The sequence below is a fragment of the Persicobacter sp. CCB-QB2 genome, assembly GCF_001274635.1.
GTDB classification, from domain to species: Bacteria; Bacteroidota; Bacteroidia; order Cytophagales; family Cyclobacteriaceae; genus Persicobacter; species Persicobacter diffluens.
In genome coordinates this window covers 2894087-2918721 of the sequence record NZ_LBGV01000001.1, presented here as the reverse complement: position 1 = coordinate 2918721, position 24635 = coordinate 2894087, and the positions used below count along the sequence as shown (strand labels likewise).

Genomic DNA, 24635 nt, shown 5'->3' with positions numbered 1-24635 from the left:
AAAAAATGTTTAACTAATAAATTCAATGAATGGTCTAAAGGTACTTTTTATGTTGGCCTTTACGATGGTTCTGAGTTTGACGGCTTTCGCCCAAACTGAGAATGCATTGCCTCTAGGCCTTCGAACCGTCAATGATCGGGTAGAGGTTTATCCCAATCCGAACAATGATGTTTTACACGTAAAACTCGATAATATCAATGTGAATTCTCTGGAAATGGAGGTTTTTAATATTATCGGGAATAATATAAAGATTGATGCAGAAGAGGTGATCAAAAACAGGTATTACCGAATTGATACCCACGATTTTCAGCCGGGATATTATTTACTTGTATTAAAAGATCCTAAAACACGCTTTAATAAAGCAATTCGGATCAAGAAGGAATAAAAAAAGCAGTGTCGATTAGATCGCACTGCTTTTTTTTGACTTCATATTTTTTTATTAAATAGCGCCTTCCAATACGTCTTTGATCGCTACACGCTGACCATCTTTGTAAGGAACAATCCAGGCATCCTTTACGCCCATCTCTCTCAGATATTTCTTGAAAGTGTCCGCTTCCCAGTAATCCACGAAGTGGCCCAAAGTGAATTTCTGCGTACCGTCCGCATCTGTTTCACCAGAGAAGTTTTCATGCTGTTCGAAATATTTCGAAAGGTCTTTATTTCTGAAAGCACCAATTTGAACTTTAAAAATCACACCATCCACGGATGCAGAAGACTTTGCTGGTGCTGAACCAATAGAAGCGGCTTTTTCTTCTTGCATAGCGGAGATCTGACCATCTTTGTTTTCAACTTCAGCTGTCAATTCCATGATTCTGGCATCACGCTCGGCAACATTCTTCTCTAGAGAAGCAATTTGAGAGTCATACTTACCTGCCTGACCTTGCAATTTTGCGTAATCTTCGGTCAACTGCTTATATTGTTCAGGGGTAACGCGTTTGAGTTTTTTCTTCCACTCTTTTTTTTCCTTTTTGGAAAGTTGTGCTTGCGCTTCAGTAGCAACTAAACCAACACAGAAGAAAAGAGAAAAAAGAAGTACTAATTTTTTCATAGGTTGCTTAATATAGGTACACTTAAATACGAATATAATGATATACTTTAAATTAATACTCCAATATATCCAAATTTTCCCTTAAAGAAAGATTTTCGTGGAATTGCTTATGATTTTTTTAGCTTAATTGGAGGACGGATTGATTGATTTTTCCCTGGAGGGAAGGGCGGCATATATAAAAAAAGGACGTGTAAAATAACACGTCCCAAGCCTCAAATTTCTTTAGAAATTGAGAAAGCTTTTAAAACACAACCTCCTAGTACATAGCATATTCTGTACCAATGGCTACAGGTTTAGGGGGTTGATATTTTCAAAGACCAAATCCAGTTGGTCTGAAAGTTGAATACTGACCACACCTTCCGCTTTAATTCTTCCGGAAAGAATTTCCTTGGATAAGGGGTTCAATAATTCTTTTTGCATCACCCTTTTTAGCGGTCTGGCGCCAAAGGAAGGATCGTAACCCAATTCTCCCAGGCGGTCCAGTACTTCGACGCTGGCTTCGATTTCGATATTGTTCTCTCGTAATCTGCGTTTGATCTCCTCAAACTGAATATTGACAATCTTACGGATATCCTTTTTACTTAATGGATGGAACATAATGGTTTCATCAATTCGGTTAAGGAATTCCGGTCTGACCATCTGCTTGAGTAAGTTCAGGACCTGCTCCTGCGTTTTTTCAATGACGTCAAAATAGTTATCATCATTAATGCTGGCGAAATTTTCCTGAATCACCTGCGCACCCATATTGGTGGTCATGATGATGATCGTATTTTTGAAATTGGCAATGCGGCCTTTGTTATCGGTCAAACGTCCGTCGTCCAGTACCTGCAACAGAATATTGAAGACATCCGGATGCGCTTTTTCAATTTCGTCCAAAAGCACTACTGAATAAGGCTTGCGGCGAACCGCTTCCGTTAATTGTCCACCTTCATCATAACCAACATATCCCGGAGGCGCTCCGACCAGTCTCGAAACCGCATGACGCTCCTGATATTCTGACATATCAATTCTCACCATGGCGTTTTCATCATCGAAAAGATAATCTGCCAAGGCTTTCGCCAACTCGGTTTTCCCAACTCCGGTGGTTCCCATGAAAAGGAAGGAACCAATCGGGCGCTTGGGGTCTTGCAATCCGGCGCGACTCCTGCGCACCGCATCCGAAATGGCGTTAATGGCTTCATGTTGGCCGGCTACTCTTTTGGCCAGTTCCTCTTCCAAATGCAAAAGTTTTTCTCTTTCACTTTGTAACATTTTTGATACAGGAATTCCGGTCCATTTCGCCACCACTTCCGCAATGTCTTCGCTGGAGACTTCTTCCTTTAAAAGCGTGTTTTCACTTTCCAAAGCCTCTACTTGTTTTTGGGCCTCTTCCAACCGCTTTTCCGCCTCCAGTAATTTTCCGTATCGAATCTCGGCGACCTTGCCCAAATCGCCGGAACGCTCCGCCTGTTCTGCTTCATATTTCAGCCGGTCAATATTTTCTTTTTCCGCCTGAATGCTGGTGATCACGGATTTTTCATTTTCCCATTGCGCTTTTAAGGTATTGCGCGCATCGGATAATTCGGCGATTACTTTGTTCAGCTGACTTTCTTTGTCCTTATCTCCTTCCCGGCGAATCGCCTCACGCTCAATTTCCAGCTGCATAATTTTGCGTTGCAATTCATCCAGTTCTGCAGGCAGGGAGTCAATTTCAATACGTAATTTGGAAGCCGCCTCATCCATCAGGTCAATGGCTTTATCGGGTAGGAATCTTTCAGTGATATAGCGATTTGAAAGTTCCACTGCCGCAATTACCGCATCATCCTTAATGCGCACCCCATGGTGCAATTCATACTTGTCCTTGATCCCTCGCAGAATAGAAATGGTGTCTTCGACTGTAGGTTCATCAATAATCACGGTCTGGAATCGGCGCTCCAGCGCCTTGTCCTTCTCAATGTATTTTTGATATTCCTTCGTGGTGGTAGCCCCGATGGTTCTCAGTTCCCCTCTGGCCAAGGCAGGCTTCAACAGGTTGGCCGCATCCATGGCGGTATCACCTCCGGCACCAGCGCCTACCAGGGTATGGATTTCATCAATAAAGAGAATGATTTCCCCATCAGAAGCCGCCACTTCCTGAATGACGGATTTTAATCGTTCCTCAAATTCACCTTTATATTTGGCCCCGGCCACCAAAAGTCCCATATCCAGGGCAATGATTTGCTTGGATTTTAGGTTTTCCGGTACATCACCATCCACAATCCTTTTGGCCATCCCTTCCACGATTGCCGTTTTCCCTACACCGGGCTCACCGGTCAGCATGGGGTTGTTTTTCGTACGACGGGAAAGAATCTGAATGGCCCGACGAATTTCCTCATCACGACCGATGACCGGATCAATTTTTCCGGCTTTGGCCAGCTCATTCAGGTTCTTCGAGTATTTTTCCAGTGATTTATATTTCGATTCGGCATTCTGGTCTTTGACCTGATTGCCGCCCCGAAGTTCCAATAATACTTTCTTTAGCGCCGATGCATCCATGCCCCAATCCCGCATTTGCTGACCGGTGGGGTTTTTACTTTGGGCCAAAGCTACCAAAAGGTGATCAATGGCCACATATTCATCTCCCCATTCGGTGATGCTGTTCTGGGCTTGATTTAATATCTGTTGCGCCTCATTGGAGAAATAGGATTGTTGCCCGCCACTTACTTTGGCAAAGCCCGCAATCTGTTGATCTAGTTTCTCCTCTAGCTGCGAACGGTTTATGCTTAATTTCTTTAATACAAAATTGGAGACATTCTCATCCACCAAAAGAATTGCTTTGAGTAAATGTGCAGGCTCTATGGCCTGTTGTCCATTCGATTGGCTCAACTCAACGGCCTTCTGCAATGCCTCCTGCGACTTAATGGTATATTGATTTAAATTCATTTTTCTTCCATTTAAATTTTGTTGATCGTTGAAGCGCTCAGGTAATGTTGATCAATCTGTGTTCCAGTAGGTTGATGGCTGAAAAATTGTCGCTTCAACTGAAATTTCGGCAAAAAGTCGGTGAAAATGTCGCAGCTGAGTCATGGAGCCTGAAATAATTTCAGTAAAAAACGGCAGTAGAGAGAAATTGTGGCAGATTTCCGAATCAATCCGTTTTTCCTTGCGTAAACTTTTGTTAACTTTGCAGGCTGATTATTCCCAAATCCTTAACATTTGGGCGGAGTGGAAAAGGAAAATTACTAATCAATTAAATGTCAGTAGGGTTGTGCCTTACGATAATGTTTCCTATTTTTGCACTCCTTTTGAAGAAGAATAAAAGAAAATATAAATAATAAAATATAAGATCATGAAAAAAGGAATCCATCCTGAGTACAGAGAAGTGGTTTTTCACGACCAATCATCTGACTTTAAATTCTTGACTCGTTCTACTGTAGAGACAGCTGAGACTATCGTATGGGAAGACGGAAAAGAATATCCTTTGGTAAAGGTCGAGATCTCTTCTGCATCTCACCCATTCTACACTGGTAAGAACATCTTCGTTGATACTGCTGGTCGTGTGGATAAATTCTACCAAAAGTACGGAAAGAAAAACTAATTCCTGCGGGCGCGTCTCGCTTGAAGAAACAGAAGTCTCCTTGGTGCAAATCAAGGAGACTTTTTTATTTTTGCCCTATTGAAATTGTGAATGGGTGCTGGCCAACTGTGCAAAGGGCCAACCCAAAACTGTGTGTAAATGAATATCATCCTATTTGATCAGCCCGAAATTCGGACTGCCCTGAAGCCTTTTACCTTTACCCGCCCGACGGCCGGTATCCGTATTGGAATTTTGACCATTGCTGAGAAGTGGCAAAAACATCTGGAAGAAGAAGTAAGCTTTTTGACGGCAGATTATCTGCAAGAGAAGTTTCCACTTTGGGTGGCAGAGGAAGCCAATCTTATTATTAATGGAGCGCTTTGCCCCAATGCTGCTTTGGTGCAAGCGTTGGAGGAATTACCTCAGGGGGCAAGCTTAATGTCGGGGGAGCAGTTATTAGCCGCGGTATATTCGGAAAGCCAGTTGGCGAATTTTGACGGTGTACATCCGGTGGAGGGTTCTGTGGAGGTGCCTTTTGATGGGGAATATAATTTGGTGGAGGAAGTGTGGCATATTTATACCCGTAATGGGAAAGAAATAAAGGAAGATTTTCAGCTGGTAACAGCAGGCAGAAAATCTCAAGCCATCACGGATCCCTATACGCGGATATATGCCAAAGAAAATATCTTCATTGAAGAAGGCGCGGATATTAAAGATGCTACTTTAAATGCCGAGGCCGGCCCAATATATATTGGTAAGGATGCGGTGATTCAGGAAGGGGCGATTGTCAGAGGTCCTTTTGCTTTATGCGAGCATGGGCAGGTAATGCTGGGAGCGAAAATGCGAGGCAATACCACTGTCGGGCCATGGTCCAAATTAGGCGGAGAGGTGGATACTTCCGTGGTCTTTGGCTATTCCAATAAAGGGCATGACGGCTATATGGGGCATTCTGTTTTGGGAGAATGGTGTAATCTGGGAGCGGATACCAACACTTCGAACCTTAAAAATAATTATGCGCCCTGTAAAGTGTGGTCCTTTAAAAAGGATGGCTTTGTGAATACCGGCGAGCAGTTTTTGGGTTTAATCATGGGAGACCATGCCAAGGCAGGGATTAATACCATGTTCAATACCGCTACGGTGGTAGGGGTAGGGGCCAATGTTTTCGGGGAAGGTTATCCGCGAAATTATATTCCTTCTTATTCTTGGGAGGGCATGGTGGATTTTCTACTTTTGCATTGCCCCGGGTAGTAGAGGTGGCAAAGCGGGTGATGGCTCGCCGTAGCCTGGAATTTAGTGAGGCAGATTTTAAAATTCTGGCGAGGGTTTTTGAGGAATCAAAGCCACACCGGGTTTGGGAAAAGAAATAATAGAATAACTCAGGAATTCTGAGATAAATTGGAATAAGATTTTTTTATGCAGTTTGCGGATATCATCGGTTTAGCCGAAATCAAACAAAGGCTATTAAAGGCAGTGTCGAATAACCATTTGGCACATGCATTATTGTTTGCCGGCCCGGAAGGTGGAGGTCAGCTGTCCCTGGCTTTGGCCATGGCGACCTATGTAAACTGTACCAACAAACAGGAAGGCGATGCCTGTGGGGAGTGTCCTTCCTGTCAAAAAATGAAAAACATCGCGCATCCGGATGTGCATTTTGCCTTTCCGGTAAGTGCCACCAAGCAGTTTGTTGGTAAGGATGTGGTGAGTGATAACTTTCTGCCGGATTTTCGGAAGTATTTGGCCAGCGAGGCACATCCAACACTTGCAGGCTGGGTGGCCGCCTTTGGCGGGGAGAACAGGCAGGTGAATATCTCCAAGGAGGAGTCACGTCGCATTATCCGATCTTTGGCCCTGAAAAGCTATGAGGCGGAATATAAGGTGATGATCATCTGGTTACCCGAAAAAATGCATATCGCGGCCTCCAATGCGCTATTGAAAATCATTGAAGAGCCACCAAAGAACACCCTGTTCTTTTTGGTGACGAATCAGGAGCAGCAATTAATCGGTACCATCCGTTCGAGAACGCAGATGGTGAAAGTGCCTCATTATTCTCCGGCAGAACTGCAGGAAATATTGCAAAGGGATGGAGGAGCATCTGAAGAAAGGGCCATGCAATTGGCACAAATTGCCGAGACGGTGCCGGAAGCAATGGCGCTTTTAGAGGAAGGAGAAGAGGACAGTCAGGAGCTTTTCCGTCAGTGGATGCGGCTGTGCTATTCCTGGGACTTCGCTCAACTGATGCAACTGACCGAAGCATTTGCCAAATACAATAAATTGCGCCAGCAGGGGATGTTGCAGTATGGGATGAGCATCATGCGGGCATCACTTTTACAGCATTATGGGGCGCAGGATCTGCAGGCGTTGAATCAGGGCGGGCAGGATTTCGTAGGCCGCTTTTCCCGGGTGATGAATATGGAGCAGGTAGAGTGGATTAACCGCCTGATTGGTGATGCGGCTTATCATCTGGAAAGAAATGCCAATGCCAAGATCACCTTTTTCAACCTATCGCTGAGAATAGCGAGCATTTTGAGAGGACAATAACTATAGATATATGAAGGTTCGAATAGGAACAAGAGGAAGTAAGCTGGCCCTTTGGCAGGCTTATTTTGTACAGGATGCCTTGCAAAAAGGAGGGCTGGAGACCGAAATCGTGACGATTGAAACCAAGGGAGATAAAATTCTGGATGTTTCTATCCATAAGATTGGCTCCAAGGGGGTGTTTACCGAGGAAATTGAAGAGCAGCTGAATGATGGGCGCATTGACATTGCAGTGCACAGTGCCAAGGATATGCAGTCGGAGCTACCGGAAGGCTTTGAGTTGATTTCCTTTAGTGAGCGCGAAACACCGAATGATGTCATTGTTTCCAAGGATAAATCCCTGACGCTGGACAGCGGTAAAAAATTCCGATTGGGTACTTCTTCTAATCGTCGAGTAGCGACCCTTCGCCGATATTATCCGCATATTGAGATTGTACCGATTCGTGGAAATTTGCAGCGCCGGATTCAAAAAATGGAAGAGGGCCAATGTGATGCCTTACTTTTGGCTTATGCCGGTGTTCACCGCATGGAATATGATGATTTGATCGTGGAGAAATTACCTTTGGATCGTTTTACGCCGGCCGTGGGGCAGGGGTCTGTGGCGATTGAAGCTTCTGTGAAGCTGGATCCTGCATTGCGTGCAAAAATCCGGGAGTGTCTAAATCACGAACCTACCGAAAAATTATTATTGGCCGAGCGCGCATTCTTGAGGAGGTTACAAGGCGGTTGTTCCGTTCCGGTGTATGGGCTGGCGCAATGGGAAGGAGTACAGGTGAAGCTTGTGGGTGGAATTATTGGCCTGCAGGGCGAGAAGCAAATTGAAGCCTCTGCGATGACTGCACCGGAGGCTGTGGAAGAAATGGGAACTGCCGTGGCGGAGGATTTAATCGGCCAGGGAGGGGATCAGATGCTGAAAGAGATTAAGGCACAATTATAGGTATTTGATCAATAATTAAATTTAAGGGAGGGCGTGAGCCTTCCCTTTTTTTGTACTTTATCTGTTTTGAATTCTTTTTGGTTGGAGGTTGTTACCCTCTGGGATAATCTTTTGTTGAGTTTTTTGATATTTAAACGTACGCTATTTAACGGAACAGCAAAGCTGTTGTTTTGTGGGATTTTGTGCCTTGCGCGGCCTTTGAAGTCAGTCGATTGAATGATTTTCGTGTCTTTTGTTTATTTTGCGTCCTTCTTATTGTTCGAAATATTGTTTTGGGGTAGTAATAAATTTCAAAATAATTTTGTTTTACAGAATTAGCTACTACTTTTGGTAGTAGCAATGGATGAGTTATTAAGTAAAATTGGATTTTCCCAACAAGAGTTGAAGATTTACAGGCTTTTGCTGGATAAGGGAGAATTAGCGGTTTCAGAAATTTCCAGGGTTTGTGGTATTCCTACTTCAAAGCTATATGCCTTTATGGAAGGCCTGGCAGATAAAGGCTATTGCCGATTGACTTCTGAAAAACCGAAGATGTATGCCGTGAATTCTCCGAAATCAGCTTTTTCCCGCAGGCGGGATGAGTTGTTACAACAAGAACAGGAATTGGCGACGCTAAGTAAAAAGCTGGAAGAACAATTTCAGAAACTGGAGCAGCCGGCGGTTTCCGTATTCCGTACCCTGACAGATGCGGATGAAATACTGAAGGAGTATTACCGACTTTTTCGCCTGGCGGAAAAAATCGGAGTCGGTTTTTCAAAGGCACCTTATTCGGTGGATATTTCAAATTTGCCGGAAGTGAATCCTTCAGAAGAGGCTTCCATGGAAAAGGGCGTGGTATTTAAGGGGATTTATGAAATACCCAAAGGAGAAAGTGAGGAGGATGTGAAGCGGCTGGCGGCCTATTTTAAATCCCAGGGCGAAGAGGTAAGAATGGCGAAAGCACTGCCTTTTAAAATGCTGATGGTGGACTTCCAATATGTGCTGTTGCTGATTCACGGAGGAAATGATGTACCCGTCAATATGGCTTTGTCGATAGAAGACGAGGCTTTTGCGAGGTCCATGTTTCAGTTGTTTAACTTTTACTGGGAGTCTGCAGCGGAGCTTTAGCCCTGAACCCATTTTTTATATTAAAAAGAAAAGCCTTGAAGGCTTAACGGCCTTGTTTTGTTCAAAAATGAAACCTTCTGACCTCCCTCTTTTACGCGCAAGAAGAATGAGGGACAGGGAAGCATCAATATAAAGCGAAATATAATAACTATAGTGTAACCTAATCTTTACCTATCATGCTTAACACTACTGTGACAGCCATCCGAAGGATGAGCTTACTGGCACTGCTATGTCTGATTTTTTCAGGCGTGGCATGGGCGCAGGAAGAAGAATCCATTCCCACCAAAGGGGTGATTCGAATGAAAATCAAAGAGAAAGATCTGCCTTATCTGGAGGCGCAGCTGCGTCAGATTGAATCCAGTCAGATCTCCATCAACCAGACTGGTATTCAAGAATTTGACCAGTTCAATACCCAGTTTCAGACCAAAAGTATTAAAAGAGTTTTTCGGGAGGCCGGCAAATTTGAAGAGCGTCACCGTGCTTTCGGACTGCATCAGTGGTACGAAATTGAGACCGACTCTTTGAATGAAGTAGAGGCCTTACTGGCTTCCTTCGGTTCTTTGGAAATGGTGGAAAAAGTGGAACCAAAAATGCTCTGTAAGCTATTTGGTGAGCCGATGAGCACTGCTCCCTCGGACCCTTTCTTTCAGAAGCAATGGCACTATGACAACCAAGGTCAATCGGGTGGAACATCCGGAGCTGATATCAATTTACTGAAAGCGTGGGGGATTGAGACAGGTTCTCCAGATGTAGTTGTCGGTGTCATTGATGGTGGTATTGATGTGAACCATCCTGATTTGATGAATCGCCTTTGGGTCAATACCGGAGAGATTCCCGGCAACGGAATTGATGATGACGGCAATGGCTTCGTGGATGATGTCTACGGATGGAACTTTGCCGATAATATGCCTACTATTATTCCACATACCCATGGTACTCATGTTGCCGGTACGATTGGAGCCGAAACCAATAATGGTATTGGAGTGGCCGGAGTGGCCGGTGGTTCTGGTCCGGATGATGGTATTCGTATGATGTCCCTGCAGGTATTTTCGAATTATTTGCAATGGAGCACCCAGGGCGGATTTGAAGAAGCCTTTATTTATGCCGCTGATATGGGAGCAGTGATTACCAATAACTCCTGGGGCTTTCCGGATGCGACTGAGTCAGAAATTCAGAAAGACGCTATCCGTTATTTTATTGCCATGGCAGGTCGTGATGATGAAGGAAATGCGGTAGGTCCGGTAGATGGAGGTGTGGTGATTTTTGCGGCAGGTAACTTTGGTTATAATCCGGTGTATACCCGTCCGGCTTATTCTTTCCCTTCCATAATGGAGGAAGTAATCTCGGTCTCCAATGTGGATCACAATGACCAGAAGGCATTATCTTCTTATTGGAATGAAACCATTGATATTGCGGCACCGGGGAGTAATATTTACTCCACTTATCCGAATGGAGCATATGTGGCCATTTCAGGTACTTCTATGGCAGCGCCTCACGTGACCGGTGTGGCTGCGCTTGTGGCTTCCAATAATGCCTATCAGATAACAGCCGATCAGATTCGTAGCAGATTGATTGATCATTCGGCGAATATTGATTACCTAAACACCTCTTTCGTAGGGAAAATAGGGAAAGGTCGATTGGATGCCTATGCAGCTTTGGTGAAAGACGAAGGTCAAAAGCCGAATACCATTGAAAACTGGGGATTTTATTCTATTGGTTCTATAGGTGCTCAGATTGGCTGGATGTTGGTAACCGATGCCTTTGGTTTAACCGTTCAGGAATATGAAATTTTGTTGGCCGAGGGAGAGTTTACGCAGGAGGAATCTGCGGCTTTTGAAAATGCAGCCAGTGTGATGCATCATTCCGGTGGGACTTCTAACGCTTTTATGAGCTATATTTTTAATGGATTAATGCCTACCACTACTTATAGCTTGGCGGTTCGTGGGGTGGATCAGTTCGGTAATCGTGCGGAATTGTCAGAAATCATGACTTTTACCACTACACCATCAGCGGAAGTTTCCTGGGTAGAAGAATCCCCTATTGCATTGGAAGTAGATCTGGATGGAGAAAGTAATCCACAGGCAACCATGGCAGTAAAAAATACCGGGGAATGGCCAAGCCGGGTTTCTTTCCGTCTGAATGATTTCCAAATGGAAGAAGAACCTGAAATGACCAATGGCCGCCTATCCGCATTCTCCACGGAAAGCAATGCTGTTATCCCTTTTTCAGATCATCCGGAACCTTCTGCAATTCCATTTAATGCTTCAGCAGGTAACTTTTCAAATACTACTACAGCTTCCGATCCGGTAGTGATTATGCCTACCTATAAAGCCATTGATTCTCTGCACCATGATCAGGAATATATGCCGAATTTTATGGCCGGAAATGGCGGGGGGACTACGGAATTTTTAAATAAATTCACCGCTCCCCGGGATATGAAAATCGGGGCGTTAAGTGCATTCCTGTGTAGTGAGATGTATACGGAAGTATCTTATACTCTGGCCATTTATGTGGGAGGAGATGACCGCCCGATTACCACGCCGGTTCACCGTGTGACGGTGCGGGTGGATGATCAGAGAGGAAAATGGTATTCTGCTTCATTTTCAAGGGATGTGGCAGTAGCGGAAGGAGAGGTATTCTGGATTTCTGTACTTTCGCCACAAGGGGTTTTCTATCCTCTGGGTGGAGAAAACGTCACCAGTAGCTATAGAGGAAAGTCCTATGTTCGACGGGAGAGCCATAATTACTTCCAGGATTTTGGATCGGCTCAGCGCATGCTCTTTAAGATTCGTGCTTTTGAGGTATTGAAAACAAACAGCCTGGTTACTTTTGATCCTAATTTTGTAGTGGTAGAGTCCGGTGAAAGTCGTTTGACCACCATGACCATCAAAGGAAATGAGTGGTATGACGGTGTATATAATTTGCAGTTAATTGCCAGTCATGATGACCCGATGCAGGGGCCATTGTCCCGTCCGGTGACTTTGACTGTCAAGGGAAATAAACCGGAAATCGTGATCACCGAGGATGCCGTAGACTTTTCAACGCTTTATCTGAATAAGGCCGCAACGCGTAAGTTTTTAATTCGCAATGAAGGAAAAGCACTGACAGATACGCTTCGTTTAACGGTAGGGGATTCAGAATATTTTGAAGTATCTCCGGCTGTGATTAATCCGATTGTTCCGGGCAAGGGAGTAGAAGTAACGGTAAAAGCGGTAGCGCAATCAGAAGTCGGTACGGTATCAGGCATTTTGGAAATTCATAAAGAAGAGGAGGAAACCGAACGTTTGGTATTGAGTGCTCATTATATCAAAGGTGCATTTATGGAAGTGGATCAGGCGGAATTTGAGTGGGTGGATGAAAATGCAATTCCTATCGGGGAGACCAGAACGGCCAAATTCACGGTTACCAACACCGGAGATCGTGACGGTGAGTTTATATTCTCCAGCTTTGAAGATGGAAAGAGTAGCGGTTATATTCAGTTCTTAACGCCTTATAAAGGATTTTTGAAAGTGGGAGAATCGATGGAGGTGGAAGCTTTCATCAATACCGAAGGCTTGAAAGACAATGGCTATAACTCAAGCAGAACCACTTATTATGACTTTCCAGTTGGAAGAGGTAGCCTGAAGTTTTCCGTGCAATTGATTGGTGAGGCCATAATTGAGGTACCCGAAAAAATCCATTTTGGTGAAAGTGTTTATCAGGAGGGGCTTGAAATAACACAGAGTATCGCAGTGAAAAATACAGGGAATGCAAAAGCAAGCTTTCAGGTAAAAAGTATTTCGGAAGGATATACTATTTCAGGCTATGTTCCATCCAGTATAAGTGCAGGAGGAGTGGTGAATTTAAAAGTTATTGCGCAATTACCGGGTGTAGGAGAGCATTCTGGGGATTTGACTATTTCAGTTGATAATACTGATTTCACTATCGCCTTATCTGTCGAAGGGCTTGAGTCTCCGGAAATGAATGTAAGGGCCGATAATTTCCTTACTTCTGCCACGATGGCCTATGGAGCTTTAGGAGAGCAGACCAGTTTGGTGGTTAGCAATACCTCTGAGACAGAGTCGCTGAATTTTGTTGTAAGCACCCCTGCATGGCTTAATTTACAGGATGATACTCCTTCTTTGCAAAGAGGAGATGGTAATTTTGGCTACTCTTTTGAAATAACGGAAGGTGTTGAATGGTTGGATATATCAGAGCAGGGAAGGGAGCTGTTTCAGGATATGGTATATCCAGATTATATCACCACTTACCATTTCGATAAATTTAACTTTCCATTTTATGGAGAAATACAGCGTCAAATTCGTATTTCGAGTGCAGGGGTACTTAGCTTTAATGGGGGGATTCCAGATTATGCGTTTGGTAATGCAGCGCCATTTCCTGGTTATGATATTAATGAAGATCAATTGGCCTTCAATGCAGATTTAGGCGTTATTTCAGCTTTTTGGATGAGAATGTACGCTTCTAGTGAGGGTGGAATTTATCTGTTGGAAGAGGAGGACCGTCTGATTATTCAATTTGATGATATGTGGGCAGTAATGGCGGGGCCATTAACTCCGTATACCCAAACTTCTATACAAGTCATATTGACGTCTGATGGTGGAATAGAGTTGTCATATAAGCAATTGCCAACAGCATTTACTTATCAGATAGTAGGGATGAAAAACTCAACGGGTGATTTAGCTTGGCAATACATGGAAAGCAATGCAGATTTCATTAAAGAAATTTTAGGTAAAACAATCAAGGTGAAAGCACCAAAATTGTTTACTCTTAATCCTAATGAAGAGCTTAGTATCGATATGCAATATAATGCAGCGTCAACAGCTGTGGGTAGTCATGAATACGAAATGACAGTCTATAGTGATGATGTTAATCAGCCGTCCTGGAGTACAAATGTCCAGTTGGAAGTTACCGGTGAGGCTCAATTATCCACAGTCCAAGAGCAGCTTGAATTTAATGATGTGATTTATGCTTTAGACTCAGCCTTTGAGCAGACATTGCCAATAGATATTCGTAATGAGGGCAGCTTGCCCGTAATGTTTTCTGCTTCATTTAAAGAAGGGGACTCATTTACTTGCACGACAGACACCTTGCCATTAGGCGCCTTTGATCAAGTGTCATTGAGTGTGCGTTATCAGGCTTTGACTGATGAAGTCACTTATGATACTTTGGTGCTTGCCTTTGATAATGCCACCGAGCTGACACTACCTGTTGTCGGAGATGCCAAATCAGCGCCATACTTGCAGTATGTTATGGATTATACATCGCGCCAAGATACGATTGATATATTGGTGAACCAAGGGCAGTTAGGGCAGTACGCTTTTCAATTGTCAAATATAGGGAAAGAGATGCCACTGGATTATGATGTTACCTTGGGGCTGACGCGTTACGGTTGGAGCAAAGCATCTGAACAGGTAGTAGAAACCCGATACCAACTCCATCCAATGCTCGCGTAGTGGAGAGTAACGTATCCACGAGTTTCGCTCTTTTAGACGAAATGCCAATTCCGGAACGCTCCTTTGAGCAAATGGTAAATGCGAGAGTGGTACATGAAGAGAAGCATGCTTTCTCTGATTCTCTGGCTTATGATTTGGCAACGGATATACCGATGAGTCTTTTAGGTTCTGATCAAGTAGATGTTCAGTATGCCGCTAAGTTTGAGGTAGTCAACCCGCAGGGATTTACCTTGACGCATATACGTAACTATTTTGTTAAGCAAACGGACTCTCCATGGACTGTTATCGTGATCAAAGGAGACAGCCCTATCGGGGCAGAGGTTTTGGCGACTGAGGAGTATTTCCCTGTTTCTGAAACGGGAGCGATGGAGAATATCCCACTGTCGCAACCACTTTACTTCACTAAGGGAGAGGTTTTCACCATTAAGATGGTAGCATCAGATGATATCCACTATCGCCTACCAGTAGAATATGATGTGCCCTCAGTGATCGGAAAGTATTTCGTGACGCTGGATGGAGGAGTCACCTGGGAAGCCATGTCTTCTTCAAGTTCTTTCTACTATACTTATGCCATTAAGCTGAGAGCGATGGACGCTTACGGGGCCGAATGGCTGGATATTTCACCGAAAACAGGAAGCCTGGAAACAGCGGAGGAAGCTACGGTGGAAATCAGCACGGAAATGAAAGGTTTCGAGCCGGGAGTTTATGAAGGGTACCTGTATCTAGGGCATAATGAGCCGATGCGCGAGACGGTGAAAGTGCCAACAAGCATTCTGTTTAATGGTGCACCTATGGCAAAAGAACTGGCGCCCCTTGAGATCAATGAAGGGGAGGAAGCACAATGGGAAATTGAGCTTTTAGATCCAGAAAATCATGCGCTGACGCTTTCTGCTATCAATGGCGCCGATGATTTCACTTATCGTTTGGAAGAAGGGAAAATGATTTTGGAAATGGCTCCGGATTATCTGATGAGTGGGGAATATGCTCCAGAGTTTTTGCTTGTAGATGAATTGGGAGCACAGTCAACCTTTACGCTTTCAGTCTTGGTGAATGATGTGAAAGTAGCACCGGTGCTGACTCAGGAATTTACGGATTACGAGCTTCAGGTAGCAGCACTGCAGGAAGTGCATCTGGCAGATTATTTCGAAACACTGGATGAGGAGGCACTTCATTTTTATGTGAAGACTGCTGACGGAATGGTTTCTGCTTTTGTGGAAGAAACAACGCTTGTCCTTTTGGGAGTGGCAGTAGGAACTACTGAGTTGGAGGTTGTAGCAGAGAATGAATCCGGTTTGATTACCTCAGCTCCTCTGAAGGTAAAAGTAAATCAGGCACCGCTTTCTTCCGGAATGGCTGCTACCATGAAAGTGTATCCTAATCCAACCACTGGAGGCTTATCCGTGATTCTACCTACGGTGGCGGCCAATGAGATGGTGCAGTTGGAGATAATGGACATGTCAGGTAAGAGGTTGATGACCCTTGCAGAGCGGGCAGAAAGCCAGCGGGTAAGTAGTGATTTGTCCGCCTTGCCTTCAGGGTATTACCTTCTTCAGATCAGCTGGTCTGGGGGTAAGTCCATAGCTAAGGTGATTAAGGAATAGTTCAACTTGTAATGTTTATTGCTTTTTAAAAATCCCGCTTCGGTGGGATTTTTTTATGCTAAAAATTATTGTTTAAATCATATTTCAGTTCTAGATTTGAACTCTAAATTAGCAGACTACAAAATGAGCAATCGTTTAATTTATTCCTTTACCCTATTCTTTTTATTCGCTTTCGTTTTACCATTGTTATTGGCGTTTTTCCTGATTGAGCCGGTAGAAATAGTGGAAGCTTCTTCCGCTTATGAATGGGGCTTTTTTTCAGGTGTCGTTTTGGCACGTTTGGTTAAAGTAGGCCTTTTATTTATGGCAGGCTGGTTAATGTACACCAGAATAAAGTCCTCAGATATCTTCAGCACTTTATCTTCTAAGCATTAATAAATTTCCCTGATGCAATTTCACTGTTAAGGGAGCTCCATCTGAACTGCCTCTCCGTCAAGATGCACCTCCTCCTCTCTTTCACAGGAGATCAGCACTTCTTTCGTTTGAAAACTTTGGTAGAATCGGCTGCGATGCAGTGTTTTGGTAAACAGGCGATAGCCCATGCAGGGCGCATACCAAATCGGGCAGGCCCTGATGATGGAAACATCCACCTTTCCATCCGAAACACTGGCATGGGGGGCGATATAGGCATTATTACCAAACTGGGAAGAATTCGCAATACTGATCAAAAACGCTTTAGTGGATAAGTCCTGCCCATTCCATTGCAGGCGGTAGTTTTTTTTCGGGTAAGTGAAATAAGCCAGAATACTTTCCTTCACATAGGTGTGTAATCCCCGGCTGCCGGCTTTTGCAAACCGGTGTGCTACATGGGCATCAAAGCCGATTCCGGCCACATTGATAAAAAATTTCCCGTTCATTTCCAGTGTATCCACCGGTTGGGTTTTAGCTTTTCGCATCCATTTGATGGCCCTCTTCAGCTCCATGGGTATGCCCAGGTGCCGCGCCAATCCATTGCCTGAACCTTTTGGGAGGACGCCCATGGCTGTTGGACTACCCGCTAGTGCTCCGGCAATTTCATTCACGGTTCCATCTCCACCAATGGCGATTACGGCATCATACCGGCCGATGGCTTTTCGAGCGATTTCGGCAGCATGTCCGGCATATTTGGTTTTTTTCCATTTATAACCAATTTTTCCGGACCAGCTTTTTTTGACCATTTTCTTTAATCCCTGAATCTTACCGGCGCCGGCAATCGGGTTATAGATAATGAGGTATTGGGGTTGTATTTCGGGCATGATTCGCTGGGAAAAATTTTCTCTAATAAACGAAATCAAACGCTAAGGCATAAAAAAACCGACCACTAAATAGCAGTCGGTGATATTGTCTTTTTATGATGTCAGTATTACTTCTGACGTGCTTTGGCCAAAGTCTCCATCATTTCCTCTGTGATACCACAAGTGGAGAATCCACCATCGTGCATCAAATTCTGCATGGTTACATAACGGGTGTAATCAGAGAATAGAGAAAGGATGTATTTTGCACACTCTTCAGATGGCGCGTTTCCTAATGGAGAAAGCTGATCTGCGAAGTTGAAGAAATCATCAAATCCGGTGATACCCTGACCTGCCGTAGTTACCGTTGGCGACTGGCTGATGGTATTTACACGTACTTTTTTAGCGGCAAAACGCGCACCATAACCACGTGCAACAGACTCCAACAATGCCTTGGCATCCGCCATATCGGCATAGTGAGAGAAGCTACGCTGTGCAGCAATATAAGAAAGCGCTACGATAGATCCCCACTCGTTCATTACATCCAATTTCTCAGCAGTCTGCAATACTTTGTGGAAAGACATCGCTGAAATATCCAAAGTCTTGTGGAACCAGTCATAGTTCAAATCACCATAAGTCTTGCCTTTGCGAACGTTCGGGCTCATGCCGATAGAGTGCAATACAAAGTCAATTTTACCGCCCAAAATTTCGGATGCTTTGTTGAATAGGTTTTCCAAATCCTCAACGCTGGTCGCGTCTGCCGGAATAACTTCTGCATTACAAGCCTCGCCCAATTCTTTAATTTTACCCATACGCAAAGCGATAGGAGCATTGGAAAGTACGAATTCAGCACCTTCTTCATGTGCCATCAAAGCGGTTTTCCAAGCGATAGACTCTTCATTTAAGGCACCAAAAATGATCCCTCTTTTTCCTTTTAGCAGATTAGTTGCCATGGTATTATAGTTTAATATATTATTTCAGTTTCCGAAATTAGCCTGCAATTTATAAATCTTCCACAATATCCCCGACCTTTTTCGATGCTAATTTAACGGAGGGTGAAGCCCTGGTGCGGAGTATTCATGCTTGAACCCTTGTTTAGCTGCAAGGCCGTTAAAATGAAGGAATAGTTTCCAGTTTTGAGTTTTTTCCAACAAAGTAGCGGAATGAGGAGGATGAAAGTTAATCCCCGGTCTGGACTAATTAAAAATCTGGGATAATTGCTTTAGTGTTCTGATAATAAGCTTGTTGGTTGGGTTTTTGGGGCTTGGTGGGCTATAATTCGAATCCGCTCATTTATCGGTAGTGAAATTAGGGACAGAAGCGGGCCACCCACTCCCCCGCCTGTAAGCTTCCTCTGTGAATGGCCTGATCCCAGGCTTCGCAGGCTTCCTGTCGTTGATCCATGGCATAATAGCAGTTTCCTAAAACATTATAGGCTTCAGGCCTTCTGGGGCGGAGAAAAATGGCCCAGTCGCAGGCAAGTTTTGCCCGTTCATATTCTTCCAGTCTGGCCAATACCACCGCAAGCCCATAGTGTGCAATATAATGGGACTCGGGAATGTCCTTGGGTTGCAAAACCAAGGCATAGGCGCGGCCATAGTTAATAATATAGGCATCAATCATGGCATCAGTGGCCATGGTATAATACTTTAGGGCTTTTTCATTATTTATGAGCTGGTCTGCGCAAAGTGAGGCGGCCGAAAGTAGTAATGGAATGTTGAATTGTTCCATTCCTACCATCTCTTCATAAATAGAAAGCGCCTGTTGGTAGGCGCCAATATCCTCATAGGCCATGGCCAGTTGCTGATAAAGTACCGCAGAATAATCAGAGTGTTTTACAAGTAACTGCCAATAATAGACCGCATGCTGATACTTTTCATCGAAGTAGGCATCCTGCCCTTTTTCATAAAGATCATTCAGGATCGCATTACGGTAAGAGATAATATCAAAATTCGCTTTTGGATGCGCTACTAAAATTTCCAAAGAGTCCAGGGCTGCATGGTAGGCCTTATGTTCATATAAACTCCGGGCCACATCAAACCTTCTTTGCTCTTCCATCAGGCGGGCAATTTCCTTTTCCTGCTGCTTTTTAATATACATATAGATTGGGATCCCGACCATTATCGATAGCAGGGCAGAAAACGCCACAGCAGTCATCACATTCATCCAGTGGTTTTGCCCCAGCTTTTCCCAATAGCTGATAGGCTCCGGTCGGGATTCCGGATTTTGTTGGTAATATTTTTCCCGATGTTTTTCACGCTGCTGATAGGTGGTTCTTTTTCTGGGGTTAAAAGCGTCCTCTTCCTGTTTTGTATCAGACTTTTGGGCCGTTTGGTGTTGGTGGGAAATCAAAAAATCATAGGCAGCACGTTGTTCCGGGTCAATGAGTACCCGATAGGCCGTGGAGATAAGCTTGAACGTTTCTTCCGCTTCAGGATCATTTGGGTTTTTATCGGGATGATATTGCAGGGCAAGTTTTCGGTATGCCGTTCGGATTTCCGGCGAGCTGGATGTGGGATCTACGCCTAATATTTGGTAATAGTTGATCAAGGTGCGTGATTGTTGGGATGAAAGTAAAAACGGTTATGTTGCAGATGGTATCTTTTTGAATACGAAAACTCTCTTTTGAAATGACATAAATTTAGATGAAATTTGAAAGATGGTTAGAAACCGGAAAATAAGGTTTTGGAAGAAAAATACGATTTATCAAATTATAAGGAATCAATACCTATGAAGATGATGAAGAAGTGGGGATTCGCCCTGCTATTATTGCTCACGCCTGTGCTAACGAAAGCAGATGAAGGCATGTGGCTCCCACAATTATTGAAAAGCCTGAATGAGGCAGATATGCAGGCAAGGGGCATGAAAATGTCTGCAGAAGATATTTACAGTGTGAACCAATCCAGCCTCAAAGATGCAGTGGTGTCTTTTGGCGGATTTTGTACGGGAGAGTTAATTTCTCCCGAAGGCCTGGTGTTAACCAATCACCATTGCGGTTACGGGCAGATTCAGTCTCACTCTTCTGTTGAAAATGATTTATTGACGAATGGCTTCTGGGCCATGTCACGTGAGGAAGAAATTCCGAATCCGGGCTTGTTCGTGACTTTCATTGTACGTATTGAGGAGGTGACTTCAGAGGTTCTGGATGGCATTACTCCTGCTATGGAGGAAGAAGAGCGCCAGGAAAGAGTAAGCCTGAATATTGATCAGGTGGTGGCGAAAGCAACGAAAGGCACGCACTATGGCGCCAAGGTGAAGTCCATGTTTTATGGCAATGAGTACTATTTATTTGTTACCGAGACTTATGACGATGTGCGCTTGGTAGGAGCTCCTCCATCGGCCATTGGTAAATTTGGAGGAGATACTGATAACTGGATGTGGCCGCGTCACACCGGAGATTTTTCTATGTTCCGTGTATATTCCGCACCGGATGGCAGCCCTGCAAAATATGCGGAGGAGAATGTTCCATTGAAGCCAAGACATTTCTTACCCATCAATATGACTGGCGTTGAAGATGGCGATTTCACCATGGTATTCGGATTTCCGGGGCGTACACAGGAGTATTTGACCACCTATTCGGTGAAGCCTTTGGTAGAAACGACTAACCCGAACCGAATCAAAATCCGCGAGACCAAATTGAATATTTTGAAGGCGGATATGGATAAGGATGCAGCCGTTCGTATTAAGTATTCTGCCAAATATGCCCGCGTAGCGAATTACTATAAAAAGTGGATTGGAGAGAACCGTGGATTGAAGGTAACCAACGCCATTGACGAGAAAGAGGCTTTGGAAGCAAATTTCCAAAAATGGGCAGATGCGGATGCGGACAGAAAAGCCACATACGGAAGCCTGTTGTCAAAATTTGAGCAGACGCACAAAGAGGAGCAGGATGTGATATTGCCTTATAACTATATCCGCGAGGCTGTTTACGGCACAGAGGTTTTGACCATGGCTGCGAAGTTCCGTGCTATTATTGACGCCCTGCCGGATGATAAGGAGAAGAGTATTGAAGGCGCCAAGGCATATGCTAAGAAATTCTTTAAGGATTACAGCGCGGCCACGGATGAAAAAGTATTTGCGTCCCTGATGGGACTTTACCATGAGGATATCCATTCGAATTTCCAGCCAGCCCTATTGAATGCGGCGGTAAAGAAATATAAAGGCGATATGGAGGACTATGCGGATTTTATCTTTGAAAAGTCAGCCATGGTAAGTGAAGAAAAGGTCAATGCTTTATTGGAGAATTTCAATGAAAAAGCCGTGAAGCAATTGATGAAAGATCCGGCCATTCAGCTGGAGCGTGAATTCTACGACATCTATACCCAGAAAGTGAAAACCGTTATGACGGATACACAAAATGCTTTGGAGAGACTGAACCGTGCTTATACTGCCGGATTGCGTGAGATGATGCCGGAGAAAACTTTCTATCCGGATGCCAACAGCACCATGCGTGTTTCTTATGGTGTGGTGGATGGTTCAAACCCATATGACGGCATGCGTTTCACTTCTCACACTTATCTGGATGGTGTTTTCCAAAAAGAAATGGCTGGAGCAGATGACTATGTGATCACAGATCGCATGAGAGAACTTTATGCCAACAAAAACTATGGACAGTATGCCGATGAGACGGGCAAATTGCCTGTTTGTTTCACCGCTTCCAACCACACCACAGGTGGTAATTCCGGTTCTCCGGTAATTGATGGCCACGGCCGTTTGATCGGTTTGAACTTTGACCGTTCCTGGGAATCCACCATGTCGGATATCAAATACGATAAAGACATTTGCCGCAATATTGCTGTGGATATTCGCTATGTATTGTGGGTAGTGGATGTATATGCCGGTGCCGGACATTTGGTGGAGGAAATGACTTTGGTAAAAGAAGATCCCAAGCCCGTTCAACTGCCTGAAGTTGAAGAGGTAGTGGAGTAATTTTTAACAGGCACTTCATGAAAAAGGCAAGCCAGATCGGCTTGCCTTTTTTATGCTATAACTCCCAGCCAAAAGTGGTGTAAAATACATAATCGACTTCAGAAACACCCGGACTTACCGGTTTGCTATCGTAGTTGGTGGTGTTTCCTATTTTAAACAAAAATCCTTTGGGTAAATCCCAGGTCAGATCCACGGTGAAATCGGCCCGGTACCTACCGGCAGTATTCAGGTTGGCGTAAGTATCCAGATTAGTATTTAAGGTGAAATCATCAATACCAAAAATGGACAACTGGGTGGAGACCACAGCCTCTGCGGAGTTAGAGGTAGCATTGGAGGTTTCTGTGTTAATATAGCGTTCATTCGTCCAGGCCATACCTGCTGATACCAGCCAGTCCAGTTTATGTGAGCGGGCAATATAATTACCAATACGAGCAGAGGTGGAGGTCCTCAATTTTAGATTTTGCTCATCATTGCTGAGAAAACTCATCCCGACGCCGGCAAACCAGCTTTTGTAAAATGTCCATGCCCAATTGATCGCCCCATCGGTTCGGTGTGTATCCGCCACGGAATCCTGGGAGTTTTGGACAGATTTGACATTCCCGCCTAAAGCCCAATTATCAGTTGCATAACGCGCATTGGCCTGTCCGGTAAATTGCTGCACATTTTTGGCTTTGGTAAAGGTATAGCCTAAGCTAAGCCCAACGGTGAAGCGATCAATAAATTTAGTATCGACCGTCTTTATAGAGACCATCTCTCTTAATTTTTTACTGTAGGGCTGCCCTCCGTAAAAGGGCGTGATGATGACAGCCGTAGAATCATTTGGGTCTGTTTTAAAGCTTCCTACAACCCGGTCTCCTCCTTTTAAATAAATATTGTAAGTGCGTTCAGAGAAGATGCTTTCAATTTCATCCCAATCAATTTTAAAATCAGCATCTCCGTAATCAGCATCAATAAAGACGTAGTTCCTTTGTAACTTAGTAAATTCTCCATGAATGACATCCCCGTTTTTTAGGATGAGTTCATCGACTTTTGTTTGCCCTATAGTAATTAACGGAATAAAAAATAATATCAAAAGTGGGTAGAGGTATTGTGTTTTCATGGAGGTAAAAGTGTCCTTATCGTATGAATTAAATGAGCTTAATCGAAAGCTTTTATTTTGGCAACTCGATTGTAATTTTACTTGTTTTCATACTGAACCCTTTTTGATATATTTGATCATGATTTCTTTTCCAAATGCAAAAATCAACCTGGGGCTTGATGTAATCTCCAGGCGTTCAGATGGTTTTCATAATATTTCATCCGTCTTTCTTCCGGTAGACTGGAAGGATGCTCTGGAAATTGTGCCCGCGGCCGAAACCACCTTTGAAAGCTACGGCATTCATATTCCGGGAAACCCGGACAGTAATTTGTGTCTAAAAGCCTATCATTTGTTGGCGAAAGATTATCCTATGCCCACGGTAAGAATTATCCTGGAGAAAATTATTCCCATAGGTGCCGGCCTGGGGGGAGGATCCGCGGATGCGTCATTTACCCTTAAACTTTTAAATGAGCAGTTTGATCTGCAGCTTGAGGTGGCGGTATTGGAGTCTTATGCTGCTCGTTTGGGGAGTGATTGCCCGTTTTTTATTAAGAATACACCAATTTTGGCTACGGGCACCGGAACCACTTTTGAATCGGTGAATGTGGACCTTTCAGGCTATCAGATTTTATTGGTGAATCCGAATATCCATATTGGAACCGCCGAAGCTTATGCGGGAATTTCGCCTCGAGTACCCGAATTATCGGTGAAGGAAATCATTGAAAATTATGAGATTAAGGCGTGGAAAGGCTTGTTGAAAAACGATTTTGAGGCGTCTATTTTTCCGAATCACCCTGAAATATCGAAATTAAAGGAAGATATGTATAAAGCCGGGGCAGTTTATGCTTCCATGTCCGGATCGGGCGCTACGGTTTATGGAATATTTGAAGGTGATCAGAAAATTGAACAAATTAAGGAAGGCTTTTCTGATAGTTATCTGAAACATAGTAGTTTGCTTTGATTGAAGATTAGTTTAATATTGAGCTTTTTTGATATACCTGTTGCGAACAGGTTTATTTTGCGACAACTATTTTGCTTTTATTGGTGTCATTTTACATCGTTTTAAGGATAAATTTAGGGATAAGCGGTATTTATTTGAACATTAGAGGGTTATTGAAAATAAAGGTAGCGTCTCTATTTCCTTCGATTTTTGCCGGAAATGCAGGAGTCTTGTCGCTTTTTTCGTAATATTTGTAATCGG

General features: G+C 44.0%; 18 protein-coding genes. 12 read left to right on the top strand and 6 right to left on the bottom strand.

From position 1 onward, the window contains the following. The first annotated feature begins 25 nt into the window (after positions 1-25). Positions 26-385: a T9SS type A sorting domain-containing protein gene (locus tag NG22_RS12865; protein ID WP_053406095.1), complete on the top strand. Its 360-nt coding sequence runs from the start codon at positions 26-28 to the stop codon at positions 383-385. A gap of 54 nt (positions 386-439) precedes the next feature. Here the strand turns inward: NG22_RS12865 and NG22_RS12860 are convergent, their stop codons facing one another. Next, on the bottom strand, positions 440-1048 hold the full coding sequence (locus NG22_RS12860; protein WP_053406094.1) for a hypothetical protein: 609 nt from the start codon (positions 1046-1048) through the stop codon (positions 440-442). 285 nt (positions 1049-1333) lie between these two features. After that, on the bottom strand, positions 1334-3949 hold the full coding sequence (gene clpB, locus NG22_RS12855) for an ATP-dependent chaperone ClpB (RefSeq protein WP_053406093.1): 2616 nt from the start codon (positions 3947-3949) through the stop codon (positions 1334-1336). 142 nt (positions 3950-4091) lie between these two features. Between clpB and NG22_RS12850 the strand changes: the two genes are divergently transcribed. The 9 genes from NG22_RS12850 to NG22_RS12810 all read left to right on the top strand — a co-directional run bounded on the left by NG22_RS12850 (position 4092) and on the right by NG22_RS12810 (position 16591). Continuing rightward, complete coding sequence (locus NG22_RS12850) at positions 4092-4325, top strand: hypothetical protein (protein ID WP_053406092.1); 234 nt, start codon at positions 4092-4094, stop codon at positions 4323-4325. A 30-nt stretch (positions 4326-4355) separates the two neighbouring features. Further along, the gene (locus tag NG22_RS12845) at positions 4356-4604 is read left to right on the top strand and encodes a type B 50S ribosomal protein L31 (RefSeq protein ID WP_053406091.1); all 249 of its coding nucleotides are present in this window, start codon (positions 4356-4358) and stop codon (positions 4602-4604) included. A gap of 138 nt (positions 4605-4742) precedes the next feature. Next, entirely contained in the window at positions 4743-5831 is a 1089-nt protein-coding gene (locus NG22_RS12840; protein ID WP_367379237.1) for a putative sugar nucleotidyl transferase, read from the top strand. A 165-nt stretch (positions 5832-5996) separates the two neighbouring features. After that, positions 5997-7121 (top strand): DNA polymerase III subunit delta', encoded by a 1125-nt coding sequence (gene holB / locus NG22_RS12835; RefSeq protein WP_053406090.1) that lies wholly within the window; start codon positions 5997-5999, stop codon positions 7119-7121. 10 nt (positions 7122-7131) lie between these two features. Next, on the top strand, positions 7132-8055 hold the full coding sequence (gene hemC / locus NG22_RS12830) for a hydroxymethylbilane synthase (protein WP_053406089.1): 924 nt from the start codon (positions 7132-7134) through the stop codon (positions 8053-8055). A 339-nt stretch (positions 8056-8394) separates the two neighbouring features. After that, positions 8395-9162, top strand: a complete 768-nt coding sequence (locus tag NG22_RS12825; RefSeq protein WP_053406088.1) for a TrmB family transcriptional regulator — start codon at positions 8395-8397, stop codon at positions 9160-9162. Positions 9163-9338: 176 nt separating this feature from the next. After that, positions 9339-14615, top strand: a complete 5277-nt coding sequence (locus tag NG22_RS12820) for a S8 family serine peptidase (protein ID WP_082305079.1) — start codon at positions 9339-9341, stop codon at positions 14613-14615. Then, positions 14615-16216: a T9SS type A sorting domain-containing protein gene (locus NG22_RS12815; RefSeq protein ID WP_157601075.1), complete on the top strand. Its 1602-nt coding sequence runs from the start codon at positions 14615-14617 to the stop codon at positions 16214-16216. Before NG22_RS12820 ends, NG22_RS12815 begins: the two co-directional genes overlap by 1 nt. A gap of 123 nt (positions 16217-16339) precedes the next feature. Continuing rightward, complete coding sequence (locus tag NG22_RS12810; protein WP_157601072.1) at positions 16340-16591, top strand: hypothetical protein; 252 nt, start codon at positions 16340-16342, stop codon at positions 16589-16591. A gap of 26 nt (positions 16592-16617) precedes the next feature. Here NG22_RS12810 and NG22_RS12805 read toward each other — a convergent pair whose 3' ends face one another. The 3 genes from NG22_RS12805 to NG22_RS12795 form a co-directional block, all read right to left on the bottom strand. Beyond that, entirely contained in the window at positions 16618-17451 is an 834-nt protein-coding gene (locus tag NG22_RS12805; protein WP_053406084.1) for a diacylglycerol kinase family protein, read from the bottom strand. Between the two features lie 107 nt (positions 17452-17558). Continuing rightward, a complete protein-coding gene (locus tag NG22_RS12800) occupies positions 17559-18380 on the bottom strand; it encodes an enoyl-ACP reductase (protein ID WP_053406083.1) in 822 nt (273 codons plus the stop codon). A gap of 355 nt (positions 18381-18735) precedes the next feature. Then, the gene (locus NG22_RS12795) at positions 18736-19977 is read right to left on the bottom strand and encodes a DnaJ domain-containing protein (protein ID WP_053406082.1); all 1242 of its coding nucleotides are present in this window, start codon (positions 19975-19977) and stop codon (positions 18736-18738) included. A gap of 186 nt (positions 19978-20163) precedes the next feature. Here NG22_RS12795 and NG22_RS12790 point away from each other — a divergent pair, with 186 nt between their 5' ends. Beyond that, entirely contained in the window at positions 20164-22356 is a 2193-nt protein-coding gene (locus NG22_RS12790; RefSeq protein WP_053406952.1) for a S46 family peptidase, read from the top strand. A gap of 55 nt (positions 22357-22411) precedes the next feature. Here NG22_RS12790 and NG22_RS12785 read toward each other — a convergent pair whose 3' ends face one another. Further along, a complete protein-coding gene (locus NG22_RS12785) occupies positions 22412-23455 on the bottom strand; it encodes a DUF481 domain-containing protein (RefSeq protein WP_053406081.1) in 1044 nt (347 codons plus the stop codon). 118 nt (positions 23456-23573) lie between these two features. Here NG22_RS12785 and ispE point away from each other — a divergent pair, with 118 nt between their 5' ends. Beyond that, positions 23574-24395, top strand: coding sequence for a 4-(cytidine 5'-diphospho)-2-C-methyl-D-erythritol kinase (ispE, locus tag NG22_RS12780; protein WP_053406951.1), 822 nt, complete (start codon positions 23574-23576; stop codon positions 24393-24395). Positions 24396-24635 lie beyond the last annotated feature (240 nt).